General features: G+C 45.9%; 17 protein-coding genes, 1 tRNA gene and 1 riboswitch. Of the genes, 12 read left to right on the forward strand and 6 right to left on the reverse strand.

Features of this window, described 5'->3' with window-relative positions; genetic code table 11:
• Positions 1-134: 134 nt before the first annotated feature.
• The 9 genes from R7044_RS22650 to thiH all read left to right on the forward strand — a co-directional run bounded on the left by R7044_RS22650 (position 135) and on the right by thiH (position 8,997).
• Positions 135-211, forward strand: a tRNA-Trp gene (locus R7044_RS22650).
• A 244-nt stretch (positions 212-455) separates the two neighbouring features.
• Complete coding sequence (locus R7044_RS22655; RefSeq protein WP_213908357.1) at positions 456-1,838, forward strand: multicopper oxidase family protein; 1,383 nt, start codon at positions 456-458, stop codon at positions 1,836-1,838.
• 123 nt (positions 1,839-1,961) lie between these two features.
• Positions 1,962-2,345, forward strand: a complete 384-nt coding sequence (gene crcB, locus R7044_RS22660; protein WP_005378811.1) for a fluoride efflux transporter CrcB — start codon at positions 1,962-1,964, stop codon at positions 2,343-2,345.
• Between the two features lie 60 nt (positions 2,346-2,405).
• Positions 2,406-2,504: riboswitch (TPP riboswitch) on the forward strand.
• Between the two features lie 163 nt (positions 2,505-2,667).
• The gene (gene thiC / locus R7044_RS22665) at positions 2,668-4,608 is read left to right on the forward strand and encodes a phosphomethylpyrimidine synthase ThiC (protein ID WP_176311214.1); all 1,941 of its coding nucleotides are present in this window, start codon (positions 2,668-2,670) and stop codon (positions 4,606-4,608) included.
• Positions 4,608-6,023, forward strand: coding sequence for a thiamine phosphate synthase (locus R7044_RS22670; protein WP_225455819.1), 1,416 nt, complete (start codon positions 4,608-4,610; stop codon positions 6,021-6,023). Before thiC ends, R7044_RS22670 begins: the two co-directional genes overlap by 1 nt.
• Complete coding sequence (locus tag R7044_RS22675; protein ID WP_205391056.1) at positions 6,010-6,783, forward strand: HesA/MoeB/ThiF family protein; 774 nt, start codon at positions 6,010-6,012, stop codon at positions 6,781-6,783. Before R7044_RS22670 ends, R7044_RS22675 begins: the two co-directional genes overlap by 14 nt.
• Before the next feature lie 38 nt (positions 6,784-6,821).
• Positions 6,822-7,076 (forward strand): sulfur carrier protein ThiS, encoded by a 255-nt coding sequence (gene thiS, locus R7044_RS22680; protein WP_045403475.1) that lies wholly within the window; start codon positions 6,822-6,824, stop codon positions 7,074-7,076.
• A 5-nt stretch (positions 7,077-7,081) separates the two neighbouring features.
• Positions 7,082-7,849 (forward strand): thiazole synthase, encoded by a 768-nt coding sequence (locus tag R7044_RS22685; RefSeq protein WP_045403455.1) that lies wholly within the window; start codon positions 7,082-7,084, stop codon positions 7,847-7,849.
• Positions 7,850-7,884: 35 nt separating this feature from the next.
• On the forward strand, positions 7,885-8,997 hold the full coding sequence (gene thiH / locus R7044_RS22690) for a 2-iminoacetate synthase ThiH (RefSeq protein WP_039988745.1): 1,113 nt from the start codon (positions 7,885-7,887) through the stop codon (positions 8,995-8,997).
• 121 nt (positions 8,998-9,118) lie between these two features.
• Here the strand turns inward: thiH and R7044_RS22695 are convergent, their stop codons facing one another.
• Together R7044_RS22695 and R7044_RS22700 are read right to left on the reverse strand one after the other, a co-directional pair.
• Complete coding sequence (locus R7044_RS22695) at positions 9,119-10,909, reverse strand: aminopeptidase P family protein (RefSeq protein ID WP_225455820.1); 1,791 nt, start codon at positions 10,907-10,909, stop codon at positions 9,119-9,121.
• Positions 10,910-11,112: 203 nt separating this feature from the next.
• Positions 11,113-12,054, reverse strand: a complete 942-nt coding sequence (locus tag R7044_RS22700) for a LysR family transcriptional regulator (RefSeq protein ID WP_005378791.1) — start codon at positions 12,052-12,054, stop codon at positions 11,113-11,115.
• 107 nt (positions 12,055-12,161) lie between these two features.
• Between R7044_RS22700 and R7044_RS22705 the strand changes: the two genes are divergently transcribed.
• Together R7044_RS22705 and R7044_RS22710 are read left to right on the forward strand one after the other, a co-directional pair.
• Positions 12,162-13,355 (forward strand): multidrug effflux MFS transporter, encoded by a 1,194-nt coding sequence (locus R7044_RS22705; protein ID WP_005382927.1) that lies wholly within the window; start codon positions 12,162-12,164, stop codon positions 13,353-13,355.
• 91 nt (positions 13,356-13,446) lie between these two features.
• Positions 13,447-13,728 (forward strand): hypothetical protein, encoded by a 282-nt coding sequence (locus R7044_RS22710; RefSeq protein ID WP_005378786.1) that lies wholly within the window; start codon positions 13,447-13,449, stop codon positions 13,726-13,728.
• Positions 13,729-13,759: 31 nt separating this feature from the next.
• On the opposite strand, the gene R7044_RS22715 is transcribed toward R7044_RS22710, so the two are convergent.
• From R7044_RS22715 to R7044_RS22730, 4 genes are all read right to left on the reverse strand, one after another.
• Positions 13,760-14,215 carry a DoxX family protein gene (locus R7044_RS22715; protein WP_205391055.1) on the reverse strand — a complete coding sequence of 152 codons (456 nt, stop codon included), beginning with the start codon at positions 14,213-14,215 and terminating at the stop codon, positions 13,760-13,762.
• Positions 14,216-14,225: 10 nt separating this feature from the next.
• Positions 14,226-14,984, reverse strand: a complete 759-nt coding sequence (locus tag R7044_RS22720) for a DNA-binding domain-containing protein (protein WP_213916249.1) — start codon at positions 14,982-14,984, stop codon at positions 14,226-14,228.
• A complete protein-coding gene (locus R7044_RS22725; protein ID WP_213969099.1) occupies positions 14,981-15,853 on the reverse strand; it encodes a DUF692 domain-containing protein in 873 nt (290 codons plus the stop codon). Before R7044_RS22725 ends, R7044_RS22720 begins: the two co-directional genes overlap by 4 nt.
• Positions 15,854-15,952: 99 nt before the next feature.
• On the reverse strand, positions 15,953-16,213 hold the full coding sequence (locus tag R7044_RS22730; protein ID WP_005378779.1) for a DUF2282 domain-containing protein: 261 nt from the start codon (positions 16,211-16,213) through the stop codon (positions 15,953-15,955).
• A 281-nt stretch (positions 16,214-16,494) separates the two neighbouring features.
• On the opposite strand from R7044_RS22730, the gene uvrD reads away from it, so the two are divergent.
• Positions 16,495-18,669 carry a DNA helicase II gene (gene uvrD / locus R7044_RS22735; RefSeq protein WP_005378778.1) on the forward strand — a complete coding sequence of 725 codons (2,175 nt, stop codon included), beginning with the start codon at positions 16,495-16,497 and terminating at the stop codon, positions 18,667-18,669.
• The last annotated feature ends 620 nt before the right edge of the window (positions 18,670-19,289 follow it).

Here is a 19,289-nt window from a genome sequence, read left to right on the forward strand (position 1 = left end):
TGGTAGTTCAGTTGGTTAGAATACCGGCCTGTCACGCCGGGGGTCGCGGGTTCGAGTCCCGTCCACTCCGCCACTTAATATCGACAACCTCGCTTATGCGAGGTTTTGTCAAATCTAGAATATGAAAATTCTATAGGGGTGTAGCTCCAATTGGCAGAGCAGCGGATTCCAAATCCGCGTGTTGGGAGTTCGAATCTCTCCACCCCTGCCACATATCAGGCTCTGACTTAGGTCAGAGCCTTTTTTGTATCTGGCTTCCTCTCATTATTACGGCTTATTTCTACTCTTATCTCGTAAGTATGGCTTTCTGCTGTACTTTGGCAGCATTTAATCTACTGAACGAACGAAACTACAGTTAGCTGTAATGATCAGTGGCCCGAAATTTTAATAATAAAGGGGAATCACTATTTATATTTAGTTACACTCAACCGATCTGGATTAATGAGTAACTATGTATGGATATATCTCGTCGACGCTTTCTTCAATCATCCTTAGCAATCTCCGCGCTTGCCGTTCTACCTGCATGTTCTCTATCTAGGAGCACTAATAAGCAGGGGCAATATATATACGATATCACTGCAGAACCTTCTACTGCAGAATTGGTCCCTGGGTTTAACACAGACGTACTCGCATTTAATGGTTCGATTCCAGCGCCTGTGATTCGTTGTCGCCAAGGCGAGAAAGTTATAATTCGGTTTACTAACAAGCTTTCAGAGCCGACTACAATCCACTGGCATGGCTTGCGAATCCCTATTGAAATGGATGGTGTACCTTTCTTAAGCCAGCCGCCTATCATGCCGGGTGAAACATTCGTTTATGAATTTACACCACCAGATGCAGGCACGTTTTGGTATCACCCCCACATGAATAGCGTTAAGCAACTTGGTATGGGCTTAGTTGGGCTAATTATCGTTGAAGAGGCTGAGCCTGTTCTATTTGATGAAGAACAGGAAATAGTTCTAAAGCATTGGCATTTAGACAAACAAGGTCAGTGGAAGAACCTTATGGTACCGCGCTTGAGCGCTCGTATGGGGACTCCCGGAGAGTGGAGTAGCGTCAATGGTGTGCATGAACCTGTTTATACGCTGAAGCAGAATGCTACCACGCGATTAAGAATTGCTAACGTCGATAACACCATTACTTACCCGATCGCTATTGAAGGTGCAGAGGCTTGGGTTATTGCTATTGATGGTAACCCTGTTAAAACGCCTTATAAGCTCACTCAGCATAAAATTGGTCCAGGAATGAGGTTAGATGTCGGATTGATTGCTCCGAAGGCTGGAACACGTGTTTATGTGCGTCAAATGAAAGGACGCTTCCCATTCCCTTTGTGCGAGTTTGACGTTGTTGAGTCTGACTTGCCGAGCAACCAGAAACTGCCTTTATTACCTCTCAACCCTGTGCCAGCTCTCGATTTGAAAAATGCAGAGCAAATCGATTATGTGTTTGAGTGGGAGGGGGCGATCACTCCTGCTGATAAATCGGGCAAAGCGATACCTAAGTTCTGGCTGATGAACAAAAGGGCTTGGGAGGGAATGAGCAAAGATAATATTCCAGCGCCGCTTTCAACATTGGAGATGGGAAAAACCTATATCTTCAACCTAAAGAACGTCACCCAATATCATCATCCTATTCATCTTCATGGACACACATTTACGGTTCTTGAGTTAGATGGCAAAAAACTCGACGAACCGTTTCATACCGATACGGTCTTACTTGGAAAAAACGGCAGTGCGAAAGCGGCATTTGTTGCAGATAACCCAGGGCGTTGGATGTACCATTGTCATGTAATTGAACATATGAAGACGGGTTTGATGGGTTACATTGAAGTAAAGTGACTCCTGTAACTTTTAAAATCTTGATAAGTTTTAAGCGCTATACTTTGCTGAATTCTAAGATTGTATAATCACTATTGCCGTAAATTTGATTACAATGTCGCCATTAAATTTTCTGGGGGAATTATGGGACAACTATCCGTTTTGGGTTTTATTGCATTGGGTGGTGCATTTGGTGCATGTTCTCGTTACTTAATTTCTGAACTTTGTGTCATTTTATTGGGGCGTGGTTTTCCATATGGTACGTTAACCGTTAACGTTGTTGGCTCATTTATGATGGGCTTATTGATAGCAGCTTTCGATAATGAACTTTTGGCAACGGAACCTTGGCGACAAGTGATTGGCTTGGGTTTTTTAGGGGCACTAACGACGTTTTCCACCTTCTCGATGGATAATGTGTTGCTTATGCAGCAGGGCGCTTTCTTTAAGATGGGGTTGAACGTATTGTTGAATGTAGTGTTAAGTATTTCAGCGGCGTGGATAGGCTTTCAATTATTGATGCGCAGCTAGCAAAGTAGTTAAAAATTGAACAGGTCGGCTTGGTTTCACCAAGCCGTTTTTATATACTGACATCACTTGTCGGAGTGCCATAAGGCTGAGACCGTTAATTCGGGATCCGTTGAACCTGATCAGATTAGAATCTGCGAAGGGAACAAGAGAAGATATTCACACCGGAGTTCTTTCTGGTTGACCTATCAAAAGTCGAATGTTGTTACAGGCAAATATCGTAAGCTTTAACTAGCCTTAATTTGACTCCTCTTGTCGCATCTATCCGCCAAGCATTTTTATCCAATTACTTTTTATCTAGTATAACAAAGCAAGGAAAAATGCTATGTCGAGTCGCAAACAAGCGAGACTGGAAGCAAAACAGTTCATTGATACACTCTCGGTACAACCGTACCCCAATTCAAGCAAAGTCTACGTAGAAGGCTCACGTCCAGATATTCGTGTGCCAATGCGTGAAATATCACTCGCTGATAGCCTTATTGGAGGCACAAAAGAAGCGCCTATTTTCGAGCCTAATGAGCCAGTACGCGTTTACGATACCTCGGGTGTATACACAGATCCAGAGCACACCATAGACCTCTATAGCGGCTTACCTAAGCTGAGAGAAGGGTGGATTGAAGAGCGTGCCGATACTGAGCTACTTGATGAAGTAAGCTCGGTGTACACCAAAGAACGCTTAGAAGACGAAACACTAGACGATCTTCGTTACGGTAATCTACCACGTATTCGACGTGCCAAAGATGGCCATTGTGTGACCCAATTGCACTATGCTCGCAAAGGTATAATCACCCCAGAAATGGAATACATCGCCCTGCGTGAAAATATGGGGCGTGCTCAATACCGCGATGAAGTGCTGAATCAACAGCATCCGGGTCAAAGCTTTGGAGCGAATCTTCCAAAAGACATTACCGCCGAGTTTGTGCGTAAAGAAGTCGCCGAAGGTCGCGCGATTATCCCTTCCAATATCAACCACCCAGAATCCGAACCAATGATCATTGGACGTAACTTTTTGGTCAAAGTGAACGCCAACATCGGTAACTCATCGGTCACTTCTTCGATTGAAGAAGAAGTAGAGAAACTAGTGTGGGCAACGCGCTGGGGTGGAGATACCGTTATGGATCTCTCTACTGGACGTAATATTCACGAAACTCGCGAGTGGATTCTACGTAACAGTCCAGTTCCGATCGGTACCGTACCAATGTATCAAGCGCTTGAGAAAGTGAATGGTGTGGCGGAAAACCTTAACTGGGAAGTGATGCGCGATACTCTGATCGAGCAAGCAGAGCAGGGCGTTGATTACTTCACCATCCATGCCGGTTTACTACTGCGCTATGTACCGATGACGGCAAAACGCGTTACTGGCATCGTCTCTCGTGGTGGTTCTATCATCGCGAAATGGTGTTTAGCGCATCACCAAGAAAGCTTCTTATATACTCACTTCCGAGAGATCTGTGAAATCTGTGCTAAGTACGATGTCGCACTATCTCTTGGTGATGGTCTGCGTCCTGGCTCGGTTGCTGATGCTAACGATGAAGCGCAATTTGCAGAGCTTCGTACTCTTGGCGAATTGACCAAGGTTGCGTGGGAATACGACGTACAGGTGATTATTGAAGGCCCTGGTCATGTTCCAATGCATATGATCAAAGAGAACATGGAAGAGCAGTTAGAGCACTGTCATGAGGCTCCTTTCTATACTCTTGGTCCATTGACGACAGACGTCGCTCCTGGTTACGACCATATTACTTCAGGTATTGGCGCTGCCATGATTGGTTGGTATGGCTGTGCAATGCTTTGCTACGTAACTCCTAAAGAGCATCTTGGTTTACCAAACAAAGAAGACGTGAAAGTAGGCATGATCACTTACAAGCTTGCTGCGCACGCCGCTGATTTGGCGAAAGGACACCCTGGTGCACAAGTTCGTGATAACGCGCTTTCTAAAGCTCGCTTCGAGTTCCGCTGGGAAGACCAATTTAACTTGTCGCTCGACCCAGATACCGCGCGTGCTTTCCATGATGAAACCTTGCCTCAAGAGTCTGGAAAAGTTGCTCACTTCTGTTCGATGTGCGGACCAAAGTTCTGCTCTATGAAGATTTCGCAAGAGGTACGAGAGTACGCAAAAGATACTGAGCAAGTTGCTGCGGACCAAGCTATCTCAATCAAAATGCTGGATGATCCTCTTGAGGGGATGCGTCAGAAATCGCAAGAATTTAGAGATACAGGTTCTGAGTTATACCACCCAGCAGCACATGCCGAGGTAAGTGGCTAATGAGCAAAATCCTTATTCCGTCATCATTGATTGAACTGACAGGTTTAGTTCAGCAATGTTTGTTGTTGGCGAAAGAACAGGGTTTTAACATTGAAGACATTGAGTTGGGTGTGAGCCCAACTCAATCTATTCAGCTTGTTCGTGACCAACAGACTACGCACATAACGACAGACCTTATTGATGGTTATGACTCTGAGCATGAGAGTTCATTTGTGCTCTATTACCGCTCTGCTTTACCGATAGAAGCATGTGCTAAGCAACCGTCGAAAGCGATTTATATTGGCATTGCTGATACGCAGGTATCCGATGAAAAGGAGAAAGTGCTTCAGCTTGATATCTGGCGTCACCCAATTAACAACGAAGTGAGAGCGCTTTCCGTTAAGTCCAAATTCAACGCAATGTTCGATCCCGAACATCACCTTGCTTGGATAGTAACGCTGACAGTACTCGATTTTCCTATCGAAGATGCGTTAACACTTGCTCGAGGAATGCTAACTCAACAAGCGAATGTTTCACGTGAAACACTGTTTAATGACAACCTTGACGAGGGACGAACTACTCAGTGGGCTGCCCAATTTGATGATTTCCCCACACCTGTACTGGAGGATAACCGACTAGGTATTCAAGTTGGTTGGTCTGCACAAGGTGAGAGCGTTAGCTTTCCAACTCTAACTAAGCAAAGTCTAGGGCTCTATCCAGTCGTTGATGATGTTGCTTGGATTGAGCGTCTACTGCCACTAGGCATCAACACTATTCAACTGCGAATCAAGAACCCACAACAAGCCGATTTAGAACAACAGATCATTCGAGCAATTGAGCTAGGTCGTCAGTATCAAGCACAAGTGTTCATCAATGACTATTGGCAGTTGGCAATCAAGCATGGCGCTTATGGTGTTCACCTAGGACAAGAAGACATAGAAGAATCGAATTTAGCTCAGCTAACTAAAGCGGGTATTCATCTTGGTCTTTCTACTCATGGTTATTATGAGTTACTGCGTATCGTACAAATTCATCCTAGCTACATCGCACTAGGGCATATTTTCCCAACCACCACTAAACAGATGCCATCGAAGCCACAAGGTTTGGTGCGCTTGGCGCTGTATCAAAAGCTGATTGATAGCATTCCTTATACAAATACAGAGGCTGCTTTCCGCCCTTCAAAAGACAAAGCAGTTAGTGACAATGTGCTTGGCTTTCCGACGGTCGCGATTGGTGGTATTGACCAATCTAATGCAGACCAAGTTTGGCAAACAGGTGTTTCTAGCTTAGCAGTAGTGCGTGCTATTACGTTGGCAGAATCACCTCAATCCGTCATCGAGTTCTTCGCACAACTGATGAACGAAAGACAGCTAATGTTTACTGATCAGAATAGTGAGTTGGCGCATAGCAAGAGAGGCGAGCATGCTCACGGATAAGCAGTTCCTTCGCTATCAGCGTCAAGTCGCTCTGCCTGAAATTGCCGAAGTTGGGCAAGAGCGTTTGAGCAAATCGCATGTTCTGATCATCGGTTGTGGTGGATTGGGGAGCGCAGCGAGTTTGTACTTGGCGTCAGCGGGGGTTGGTAAATTGGTTGTGGTTGATGACGATGACGTTGATAGCAGTAACCTACAACGTCAGATCATTTATCGTGAACAAGACCTCCAAGTTGCGAAAACAAAAGCGACTGTAAAGCAACTGGCCGAACTTAATTCTATGGTCCAAATTCGAGCTCTCAATAAGCGATTAGACAAAGCACAACTGCAGCTTGAGGTGATGCTAGCGGATGTGGTGCTCGACTGCACCGATAACATGCCAACGCGCCAGCTAATTAACCAAGTTTGTTTCGAGCAAAATACGCCGCTCATCTCGGCGGCAGCAATTGGTTGGCAAGGACAATTCGCTGTCTTTGATTACCAAACACCAAGTGAACAAGAAGCGCAGAGTAAAGCCTGTTACCGCTGTTTGTATCCGTTTGACGAATTACCACAAAGTCAAAAATGCAGTGAGAGCGGTGTCGTCGGTCCGGTGGTGGGCACACTTGGTAACTACCAAGCGATAGCGGCAATTCAAAAACTGGCGACGGGAAAGTTTCATGTCGAGACTGCCAAGTTGCATCTGTTTGATGGGTTGAAAATGCAATGGCAAACCATGGCGATAAGCAAAGACAAACAGTGCCAAGTGTGTGCTCAGATTTAGCTTACGAGCAATGGGCAGAATTAAGAGAGTTGGAAGCAATGACGTTATCAGAACAACAAACAACACAAATGATCGCTGCTGACTTAGATGTGATCACTATTGTCATCAATGACCAGTCACATCAAGTTGCTAGTGAGTCGAATCTACAGCAAATCATTAGTCAATTTGCGCTGCCTGAAATGGGCTGTGTTTTTGCAATTAACAACAATGTTGTGCCGCGCAGTGAGTGGGCTAGCACAGTTCTTTCACAGGGAGATAGCATCTCTTTGTTTCAAGCGATCGCAGGGGGTTAACGTCGATGCTTAAAATTGGTGATAAACAATTCGAATCAAGACTGTTCACGGGAACAGGGAAGTTTGCCAACAGCCGATTAATGGCAGAAGCGATTCAAGTGTCGGGATCTCAACTTGCGACCATGGCGTTGAAGCGTGTCGATGTGAACGACCAACAAGACGATATTTTGCTGCCGTTAGTACAATCGGGTGTGAACTTATTGCCGAACACCTCAGGTGCAAAGAATGCTAAAGATGCTGTGTTTGCTGCGCAACTGGCGCGAGAAGCGTTAGGTACAAACTGGCTAAAACTGGAAATTCATCCAGACCCGAAGTACTTGATGCCCGATCCAATTGAGACACTTGCAGCCGCTGAGCAACTGGTTCGTGAGGGCTTCATTGTCCTTCCTTATTGTCATGCTGACCCGGTTCTGTGTAAACGATTGGAAGAAGTAGGCTGTGCTGCAGTCATGCCATTAGGTGCGCCGATTGGTTCTAACAAAGGGATAGTTTCTCACGACTTCTTAGAGATCATTATCGACCAAGCTAATGTTCCTGTGGTTGTGGATGCGGGTATTGGTGCTCCTTCACATGCCGCACGTGCGATGGAAATGGGCGCGGATGCCGTGCTCGTCAATACTGCGATTGCAGCTTCGAGCGATCCTGTTGCGATGGCGAAGGCATTTAAGTTGGCGGTAGAGTCGGGGCGTATGGCTTATGAAGCTGGACTTGCCGGTAAGGTTTCTCATGCGGTTGCGTCGAGTCCACTGACGTCATTCCTAGATGAGCTTTAGTACTAGATTGGCTTTAGCTATTAAGCGAGGAAAACATGAGCTTCGTTGAACAATTTAAGCAGCTTAATTGGGATGACATTTCGATGTCGATCTACGCGAAAACGGCACAAGATGTCGAGCGAGCATTGAATAAACCCAAGCGTGATTTGGAAGATTTTAAAGCGCTAATTTCACCAGCGGCTGAAGCGTACTTAGAGCAAATGGCGCAACTGTCATACTCGGCGACGCGTAAGCGTTTTGGTAATACCATGTCGCTTTACATTCCATTATACCTCTCTAACTTGTGCGCCAATGCTTGTACCTATTGTGGCTTCTCGATGGAGAATAGAATCAAGCGTCGTACTTTGAATAGGGACGAAGTTGCTGCAGAAGTCGAAGCCATCAAACGCATGAAGTTCGATAGCGTATTACTGGTGACTGGCGAACACGAAACCAAAGTGGGAATGAAATACTTCCGCGAAATGGTGCCGATGATTAAGAAGCGCTTTAACTATTTGGCGATGGAAGTACAACCGCTAGATCAAGACGAATACGCAGAGCTCAAGACATTGGGTTTGGATGCGGTGATGGTCTATCAAGAAACGTATCATCCTTCGACTTACGCCGAGCACCATTTGCGAGGTAATAAAATGGATTTCGAATACCGATTGGATACACCCGATCGTCTTGCAAAAGCGGGTATTGATAAGATCGGTATTGGTGCTTTGATAGGGTTGGAAGAGTGGCGAACAGATTGTTTTTATGTAGCAGCGCACTTGGACTATCTTGAGCGCACGTATTGGCAGACTCGTTACTCAATTTCTTTCCCACGTTTACGTCCTTGTGAGGGCGCGCTCCAACCAAAATCAGTCATGACGGATAAGCAACTTGTTCAGCTGATTTGCGCTTATCGTTTGTTGAATCCAGAAGTGGAGTTGTCATTATCGACTCGTGAGTCACCGAAGTTTAGAGATAACGCATTGCCTTTAGGTATTACCAGTATGTCTGCTGCATCGAAAACTCAGCCGGGTGGGTATGCGATGGATGATGTTGAACTCGAGCAGTTTGAGATCAGTGATGAGCGAAGCGCGGGTTCAGTGGAAGATATGATTCGAGCCAAAGGCTTTGACCCAGTATGGCGAGATTGGCACTCGGCGTATTCTGGTTAAGTAGCAAAGAAAGCTACTGGTCATCGTTATGTTTCACGTGAAACATAGGCAAAAAAAGAGGGTTGATGCAAAACATCAACCCTCTACTTTTTTCTAGCTTCTAGCTTCTAGCTTCTAGCTTCTAGCTGTGTGCTACAGGTAGCGTTGCTTGACGAAGCCACTCTTTCACATCACCTTCAACTAGCGGGCTGATCTCATCCCATACTTTCTGATGGTAATCATTCAGCCAAGCAAGTTCTGGACGAGTTAGCATATCAACGTTGATATTGCGCTTGTCGATTGGACAGCGCGTTAGCGACTCAAATGACAGAACAGGGAAGTCACCGTTAGTTGGGGTTTCAACAACAAGCTCTAGGTTCTCAATACGGATACCAAACGCATCTGCACGGTAGTAACCTGGCTCGTTGGATAGCACCATGCCTTCTGTTAGAGGCACGTCGATTTGCTTCTTCGAAATGCTCGCTGGACCTTCATGAACACTTAGGAAGTGACCAACACCGTGACCAGTACCGTGATCGTAATCGTAGCCTTCCGCCCATAGGTGCTGACGAGCTAGCGTATCGATTTGGTAACCACGTGTGCCTTTCGGGAAACGTGCACGAGCAACACCGATGTGACCTTTTAGTGCGAGAGTGAATTGTTTAATCATCTCTTGTGAAGGCTGACCGATCGCAATTGTACGCGTGATGTCTGTCGTGCCATCTAGGTACTGACCGCCTGAATCCACTAGGTAAAGTGTGTTCAGTTCTAGCTTGCCAGGTTCAGGTTGGTTATCGTGATTATAGTGACACATCGCCGCGTTGCCACCTGCTGCCGAGATAGTATCGAAGCTAAGATCCATAAGTGTCGGGTCTTCGCTACGGAACGCTTCCAGTTTGTCTGCCAGCGTCGCTTCATCATGCAGGTTACCAGCAGCGACTTCAGCATCTAACCAAGACAGGAACTTACTCATCGCTACGCCATCGCGGATATGACATGCTTTCATGCCTGCGATTTCAACTGCGTTCTTTGCTGCTTTTGGCATTAGACATGGATCAGCTTTACTCACCACAGATGCGCCAGCGTTTTGTAGAACCAGCTTAAACCACGCGTTACTTGTCGCAGGGTCAACCAGTACATTCTTGCCAGTTAGGTTTTCTAGTCGTGCTTGCAATGCTTCTGGGTGATGAACCGTCACGCCGGCAGCAACATGAGCGTCAAACTCAGCAGGTAGGCGAGCAGGATCTAGGAAGTATTCCACGCTTGAGTCTGAGTGCAGAATCGCGTGAGAAAGCAGAACTGGTAGACGTGAGACATCTAGACCACGAACGTTGAGCAACCAACAGATAGAATCAAGTGCTGTGATCACTGCGCTGTCTGCACCGGCTTTTTTCACGAGCTCTGCGATTTCTTGGCGTTTGCTTTCACTTGATTGTCCAACTGTTTCTGTTGCCATTAGGCGAACATCAGAAACCACAGGAGCAGGGCGGTCGTGCCACAGTTCATCAATTGGGTTGCTATCGAGAATCTTAAGCTCAAGGGCACCTGCAAGTTTTGCTTGTGCCATGTCTAGCCAAGCAGAGTTGTGCATGCGAGGGTCGATTGCCACAGACGCGCCATTTGCAAGATGGTCTTTAATCCAATCTAGTGCAGGCTCTTCAATCAAGTGACGGTATTCGAATAGATCAGCAGGAACCTGCTTTGTTACTTGTACTGTGTAGCGACCATCAACAAAGATAGCGGCTTTGTCTTTGGTGATTACCGCAGCACCAGCAGAACCGGTAAAGCCAGTTAGCCAATGTAAACGCTCGTTGTGCGCTGGTACGTATTCACCCAAGTACTCGTCTTCATGAGGGACAAGTAGGGCATCAATATTATGTTGTGCTAGCCATTCGCGAATTGCATTCACGCGGCTTTGGGTATCGTTGTGCATCTGTGTTATTCCTTCAAATTACCGCTCCTTCATGCTCAGGTGTGGGAGCTGTTTCCATCTGCTTCATGCAGTTTACGATTCCATTGAGGTTCGCAATCACTTCAATAGAGTCGGAGTACAACTAGGCCATAGATGAGCCAAAAAGGACTACGACAGTTAAGCTACTCATTTTAGCCGCTAAGCGCAAATTGAGCGCGGTGTTTTTATCTAAGGTGATCGGTTTTTTGTGTGATCATCGTACGTAGCCAGCCTAATGCAGGGTCGTTTTCTCTGTCTCGGTGCCAGAATAAAGTGTAAGCCATAGGTGGGAATTCTAACGGTAGTGGCAGCACGACCAAATCAAGCTGTTTGGCCGCAAGTTGCACAAAATGACTTGGCGCAGTAAAGATAAAGTCGGTGTATGAACATAAACTTGCGGCACTGTTAAAGTCGGGCACAGTGACGGCAATATCGCGGTCGGCGCCAATATCTGCAAGGCGATAATCCAGCAACCAACGGTCGTTGCCATCACAACGTACTTGTACATGGCGTAGGGCGAGATAGGCTTCCAGATTCCAAGGTTGTTTTAGCGCAGGGTGGTTTTTGCGAATAATGCACATTTGGTAATCACGATAAATTTCCAACTCGCAAATGTCATCGGGTGGTTGAAGAGTCAGCTTGGCATCGTTTATATCGATATCTTTTCCAGTTAAGCCTAAATCCAGTTCGCCGCGTTGAAGCATTTTAAATGTATTATCCGACCACGGGTGTGTGCTAATTGTCACGCCAGGTGCTTGTTGAAAAATCGCCGGTAAGAAATGGGGTAGAATGAGAGGGTAGACACTCTCTACCGCTGCTATTTGAAAACGGTATTCACTGCTTTGCGGAGAAAACTCTTCGGGTTGAGTCAGCACTTCTAACTGATTTATCAACAGATCCAGTTTCGGTTTAAGAAACAATGCGCGCGGCGTAGGTGTTAATCCATGTGAGTTTCGAGTGAAAAGCGGGTCATCAAATTGAATGCGCAGTTTAGCCAGTGATTTACTTACGGCGGATTGGCTTAAGCACAATCGGTGGGCCGCACGAGTAACGTTTAACTCTTCAATCAGCACTTTAAAGCAGACCAATAGATTTAAATCGATACGAGCCAGTTTTTCGACGTTCACAGTGAATTTCCTCTGAGGAATAATGCTCATGATTATACATCATTTCCATTCATATCATCAGATGATTAAGCTTTACCCAAAGTTCTTTATCCAATTCGGAGTGTTGTGTGTCTAGCCAGTTTTCTAATAGTAAAAAACAGATGGCGTTATTGACCCTTTTGGTTCTTTTCAGTCCTTTAGCGATTGATATTTATCTACCTGCTTTACCTCTTATTGCTTCCACTTTTCAGGTCGATAATGCGCTAGCACAAGACACGATCACTTGGTTCTTATTTGCTATGGGTGTTGGTCAGCTATTCGCAGGTCCCTTAGCAGATAAACTCGGACGTCGAACTGTTGCATTGGGCGGTATCACCATTTACGCGATGAGCGCTTTATTGGCGTGGAGTGCTCAAAATATTGAGTGGATGTTGGTTTCCCGACTGCTACAAGGCTTAGGTGCGTGTGCGACATCGGTAGCAGCCTTTGCAACAGTTCGCGATATCTTTGGCCCGGAAAAAAGCGGCAAAATGATCAGCTACCTTAACGGTGCGATTTGTTTCATTCCGGCTTTAGCTCCAATTCTAGGTAGCTGGTTAACTCAGCAATTTGACTGGCGTGCTAACTTTAGCTTTATGGCTGGTTTTGCTGTGGTGTCTGGATCATTGATGTTTTTCATGATGAAAGAGACTAACCCGTCAACAGAAAAGCAAGCCGTGTTTAAGCTTAGTCGGTATTGGGCAGTGCTTAGCACACCATCTTTTGTTTTCCATGCGTCATTATGCTTGATGGCGATGGCGGTTATTCTTGCTTACGTTACCTCAGCACCGTCGGTATTGATGACGGGGATGGGGCTGTCGATGAATGAATTCACTTTCTGGTTTGGTGTAAATGCGGTGATAAACATTGCGGCATGTATGCTGGCGCCTAAGTTTATGGAGCGCGTTGGAACTCACAACACCTTGGTCACCGGGATCTCAACTCTGGGTCTCGCAGGTGTGATCATGCTAGTGATGAATGGTCAGAATACCGCGCTTTCTTTCATGTTACCTATCTTTATGTCTTCTGTAGGTTTTGCATTCATTCTAGGTGCAGCGGCAGGGAAAGCGTTAGAACCGTTTGGTGATAAGGCGGGCACGGCAGCTGCACTGCTTGGATTGTTCCAAATGAGTGGCTCTGGTTTGTTGGTGGGTACACTGCAACGCTTATCTCTGGATCCACAAACCTTGATCGCAATTCATATGTGGGTCCTATTACCTGCGTTGGTCGTTCTGTTTACAAAAGCAGGGAAGAACTGGCACTCGAGCTTTGCGAAAGCGTAAATCAGTGTAATTTAGTATTTTCCAATGTAAGTAAGGCGTGTATATTTGTCACTCAGACTTTTCCTGACACCATAACGGAACTCAAAAAGTAATGTCGTTAACCACGTATGAAATGGCTCGTATTCTAGAGCAAATGGAAGATTCACCAGAAAAGGTGATGTTTGGCAAGTTGCTTAATGAGCTGGGTAATCAAAGCTCCGAGCGTATTCGTAGTGCGGCTAAACAAGTACCTCTGCCAATTTTGCGTGATATCGTGTACCAATTTCAGCAAGTGATTGAGTCACGCAAAGATGAACAAGTCGAGCAGATGGCAAAAGACCTCGCTCAGCAAGGTATCTCAGCAGAAGAGCTACTGGCTTACTTGAATAAATAATAAAAAATCCCCGCATGATGCGGGGATTTTTTTAGCTCGTCATTTTCTTTTTCAGGATGTGGTCCAAAGACAGCGGTCCTGGCCCCCATACGATTACGATAAGAATCATCAATCCCCAAAGTTGGTGGTCATAAAAACCTTTCTCCCACAACAGTGGGTAAGAGATCACTGCGATGATGTTGAACACAAACAGCATTGCTGCCATCGGGCGGGTAATCAATCCTAGTGCCAAGAACACCGGTAGAACCAACTCCGCAGCCGTACCTAAATAAGCCGCCAATTCCCATGGCAAGATTGGCACTTGGTATTCCAGCTCAAATAAGTACAGCGTGCTATCCCAAGATGAGATTTTGATTAGTCCTGAATTGAAGAACACCCAAGCAACCCAAAAGCGACAAAAGAGAAGTAGTAAAGGGACAAAGCTTGCTTGTAAGGTACTGATTAAATCATCGTACCGATTCACTAAGTTTTTAACCGTGTCCGTCATAGAGTGCTCCTTAGATTGATTGCAATGTAAAGCCGTCAACAATATCGAGTGCCATGATGCGATTGAGATGAGCGAGTAAAACTTCAGGTATTTCGCTCAAACTCTGCTTCTGCTCTAAACATTGCAGCAGTTGGAACACATCGGCATCGAGTGCGTGACACAAGGCTTCTCCATTGGCTTGAATCGAGATGACACCTTGCTGTAATTGGTTGATATTAAGTTGTTCGAATTGCCCAGTTTGAATCGCGCTAAATAGATCGAATACTGCGTAGTTGGAGTCAAAGTTGCGGCAGCCCTTTTTAAGGTGTAAGACTAAAGCGGGTTGTTGCTCTTCACTCACTTCGCCAAGTAACGCAAGCGGTTTTAATTCCGCTGCATTGGATTGTTCATACTGTACTTGACGAGCTAGGTCGATATGCCACTCGAAGCGTGCGACTTCAGGGCTGTAAGGTGCTTGTGCGATCACCTGACTAAACTGCATGATGGTGTCTTGAAAGCCTTCGCCATAATGCACCACATTTCCTTCTTTTAATGGGTAAGAAAGAACATGCTGGCGAGCTATCTGCTCAAAGCATTCTTCACCAAGCAGCGCTTCAACCATCGGGTAGGTCGCGGACAACACTTCGCTTAAGCTGACGATAAAGTTATTGCGGTAAATTTGTATGCGTTCATCAGCGGTAAACTCATCACTGGCAATATCGCAGTCTTCACCGAGCGCTTGATAGTGCAGGGCTTTAGCAAACTGGCTTTGTAAGGTGGCTAGATTCATGATGCCTTCCTTGGCTCGCTTTGTTCACTTGGAAGTGTGCCTTGCAACAGTAGTTGCGATGCTTTCTGTGCTTCTCCTAATAAGACTTCTGGCGCGGGGATATCCAAATCCCATTCAATCAACGTATGACGTGGACCGTGTTTTTTTGTCCACTGTGAAAACAACTGCCAAACTTCATCGCTAACCGGGCGGCTATGGGTATCAATCCATATCTCACCTTTGTCGAGTTGTTTGATGATAAAACCTGCCAAGTGAATCTCATCCACTTTGTCGGCTGGAATCGCATCTAGGTATGTGTCGCAATCAAAACCGTGGTTGAACGCCGAAACATAAACATTGTTTAAATCGAGCAATAAACGACAGTCAGTGCGCTTTTGCACTTCGGTAAGAAACTCCCATTCGCTGATGGTCGAATGTTGAAACTTCACATAACTAGATGGGTTCTCTATCAAGATCTCGCGTTGCAAATAATTCTGCACTTCATTCACGTTACGAGTGAACACGTTGAGCGCTTCTTCCGTATACGGAAGTGGAAGCAGGTCATTAAAGTAGTGACCGCCGTTTTCACTCCAACTTAAATGGTCAGAAACAAGGATTGGGTCGATTGAGCCAATCAGTGCTTTAAGTTGCGCAAGATGCTTTTGACTAACACGTTCCACCGAGCCTAGCGACAAACCAATACCGTGGCAGCTAATTTGATATTGCTCGCGAAGCGTTTGTAGCTGATGGCGCTCTGTTGCATTGGGTTGGAAATAGTTTTCACTGTGGATTTCTAACCAAGACAACTCGGGTTGATTTTGGCTAAAGTAATCGAGGTGAGGGGTTCTTAATCCAACTCCAACAAGGTCGTGGAAGGTGTGGTGTTTCACGTGAAACTCCTTTTCAAATCGTGCGGGAAGAGAAGGATGCGTCTTGGCTTTGCGTTGGTTGAGCGTCAACGCATCCTCACAATAGCTAGCGATAAAAGATTATGAAGAAGAAGTGCTACCGCCAGCGAGTTTGTCACAAAGACCTTTTGGTACGACTACGAATGCGTCTTTTTGGTTATCTTCTTTAGAAGTACCAGCGCATGAGCTGCTTTTTGTTGCACAGTCGTTTTTACCTGCTTTAGAAACGCCATAGCACTTTTCTTTTTCAGCAGCGACAGCTGGAGCTGCAGTTAGCATTGTGCCACCAAGAGCTAGAAGACCAGTAACAGCAGCAGTAACAGCTAGATTCGACTTTTTCATAATAAATTCCTCTGAATGATTTCCTTTACTTTAAGTTGGCAAGATGAATCGCCTGTTTTGGCGTTTTTGTTATCAACTTGCTTAACTTAAAAGATAGGAAACTGGCTAAAAAACTTTCAGAAAAATTTCTGAAGTAAATGGGTTTGTAGGGTCAAATAGATATAACTAATTGATGTATTGGACAAAAAAACATCGATTTTTTTATCAAGTTTTGTCTAAACAGCACCCGGTTGTTTAGGTTATAATCGGTTTTTATGTATAAATAACCAGTAGCTCTCATCATGATGGATCCATCTCTATTACTCGACGGTTTGAACGATAAACAACGTGAAGCCGTTGCAGCACCTCTAGAAAACTTGCTCGTTCTTGCTGGCGCAGGAAGTGGTAAGACACGCGTTCTTGTTCACCGTATCGCTTGGCTGATGTCGGTCGAGCAAGCTTCTCCGTTTTCAATCATGTCGGTAACCTTTACCAATAAGGCGGCGGCAGAGATGCGTGGACGTATCGAAGAGCTAATGATGGGCAGTGCAGGCGGTATGTGGAATGGTACTTTCCACGGCATTTGTCACCGTATTCTGCGAGCACACTATCTTGATGCGAAGCTACCGGAAGATTTCCAAATCATTGACAGTGACGACCAGCAGCGTCTGCTAAAGCGTTTGATCAAAGCGCAAAACCTCGATGAGAAGCAATGGCCTGCACGCCAAGTGGCATGGTGGATTAACGGTAAGAAAGACGAAGGTCTGCGTCCGTCGCACATTGATGCGTACCATGATCCAGTAACCAAGACATATCTGCAGTTGTACACCGCTTACCAAGAAGCGTGTGATCGTGCTGGTTTAGTCGATTTTGCGGAAATCTTGCTGCGCGCACATGAGCTACTGCGTGATAACAAGTTCGTCCGTGAACACTACCAAGCACGCTTTAAGCATATCTTGGTGGACGAGTTCCAAGATACCAACAACATTCAATATGCTTGGCTACGTATGATGGCGGGTCCTGAGTGTCACGTGATGATCGTAGGTGATGACGACCAGTCGATTTATGGTTGGCGTGGTGCAAAAGTCGAGAATATTGAGAAGTTTACGCTCGAATTCCCAAGCGTAAATACCATTCGTCTTGAGCAAAACTACCGTTCAACCAAGACCATTCTGGAAGCATCTAACACCCTGATTGCGAATAACACCGAGCGTATGGGTAAAGAGTTGTGGACGGATGGCGTGGTCGGTGAGCCCATCTCGGTTTACAGCGCTTACAACGAATTAGATGAAGCCCGTTTTGCGGTGAACAAAATCAAAGAGTGGCAAGACAAGGGCGGTGCTCTGAATGACGCTGCGATGCTTTACCGTAACAACGCCCAGTCGCGTGTTCTGGAAGAAGCGTTAATTCAAGCCGGTCTGCCTTACCGTATCTACGGCGGCATGCGATTCTTCGAACGTCAGGAAATCAAAGATGCCTTGAGCTACATGCGTCTGATTGCCAACCGTAACGATGATGCGGCGTTTGAACGTGTGGTGAATACGCCAACGCGTGGTTTGGGTGATAAGACGCTTGAAACCATCCGTTTTGCGGCTCGTGACCGTGGTTGCACCATGTGGGAAGCGAGTGTGGCAATGTTGGACGAGAAGGTGCTTGCTGGTCGCGCTGCTGGTGCTCTGAGCCGTTTTATCGAGCTTGTCACCGCGCTAGAAGACGACACCTTAGAGATGCCGCTGCATCACCAAACTGACCATGTAATTAAATACTCGGGCTTGTTCGCGATGTACGAGCAAGAGAAGGGCGAAAAGTCTAAGGCACGTATTGAGAACTTGGAGGAATTGGTGACCGCAACTCGCCAATTCGAGAAACCAGAAGAAGCCGAAGACATGTCACTGCTGACGGCATTCCTAACCCACGCAGCACTAGAAGCGGGCGAAGGACAAGCGGACGAATTTGAAGATGCGGTTCAGCTCATGACATTACACAGTGCGAAAGGTCTAGAGTTCCCATTGGTGTTTATGGTCGGTGTGGAAGAAGGCATGTTCCCAAGCCAAATGTCGGCAGAAGAAGCAGGGCGCTTAGAAGAAGAACGTCGTCTGTGCTACGTAGGCATGACCCGTGCGATGCAGAAACTGTACATCACTTATGCTGAAATGCGCCGTTTGTATGGTCAGGATAAGTACCATAAACCGTCTCGCTTTATCCGTGAACTGCCAGAAACATGCTTGGATGAAGTACGAATGAAGGCGCAAGTTAGCCGTCCTTCAAGCAGTGGTCGATTTAGCCAAACTGTTGTGAAAGAGAGCTTTAATGAAACCGGCTTTACGCTAGGTTCTCGTGTGATGCATCCAAAGTTTGGTGAAGGCACCATCATCAACTTCGAAGGCAGTGGTCCACAGAGCCGTGTACAGATTGCCTTTAATGGTGAAGGCATCAAATGGTTGGTAACTGCTTACGCACGACTAGAGAAACTGTAAGGCTTCACCAAAACTCATACCAATCGTAGTAAATAACTGGTCATTCTAGCTTGTTAAAATACTCGATAACTGCGTTGCAATTTTTGATTGTAGAATAACTACTTATCGAAAAATTGCGCCTTGTTCTCAAGCATTTTCCCTACGCTATTTCTGATCACTTATTTACTGTGATTGGTATCATCAACTTAAGAGCTGCTTCGGCGGCTCTTTTTGTTTGTGCGGTTTTGGCGTCGATAAAGCAGTAAAAAAATGGATTTCGAAAGCGCGATTTAACTATACCGTTTGAAGTGAAAGGTGGGCGTTGTGGGTGAATGTCTGCTTTCAGAAGAGCTGCTAAGAAAAACTTTAGGCAAAGAAAAACCCCGAGGGCTTGCGCCCATCGGGGTTATAGTCTTACTCGCAGCAATCCGGCTACTAAGAGTGCTCCATGCATCTAATCCATGATAGTGTGCTGAATCCGTCAGCTTAATCCTTACGTCGCCTTCCTAGCGGTGTCCTTAATGACCTTATCCTGGTCTGCTAACTATCCTCGTTAGCTCTCATCACTTGTTCCCTGAGCGGTGTCCCTGACATCATCCTGATGTTCAAATCCTTGCCTCGTCCAGAGGTGTCCATTTCCC

This window comes from Vibrio sp. 1402, from assembly GCF_033340275.1.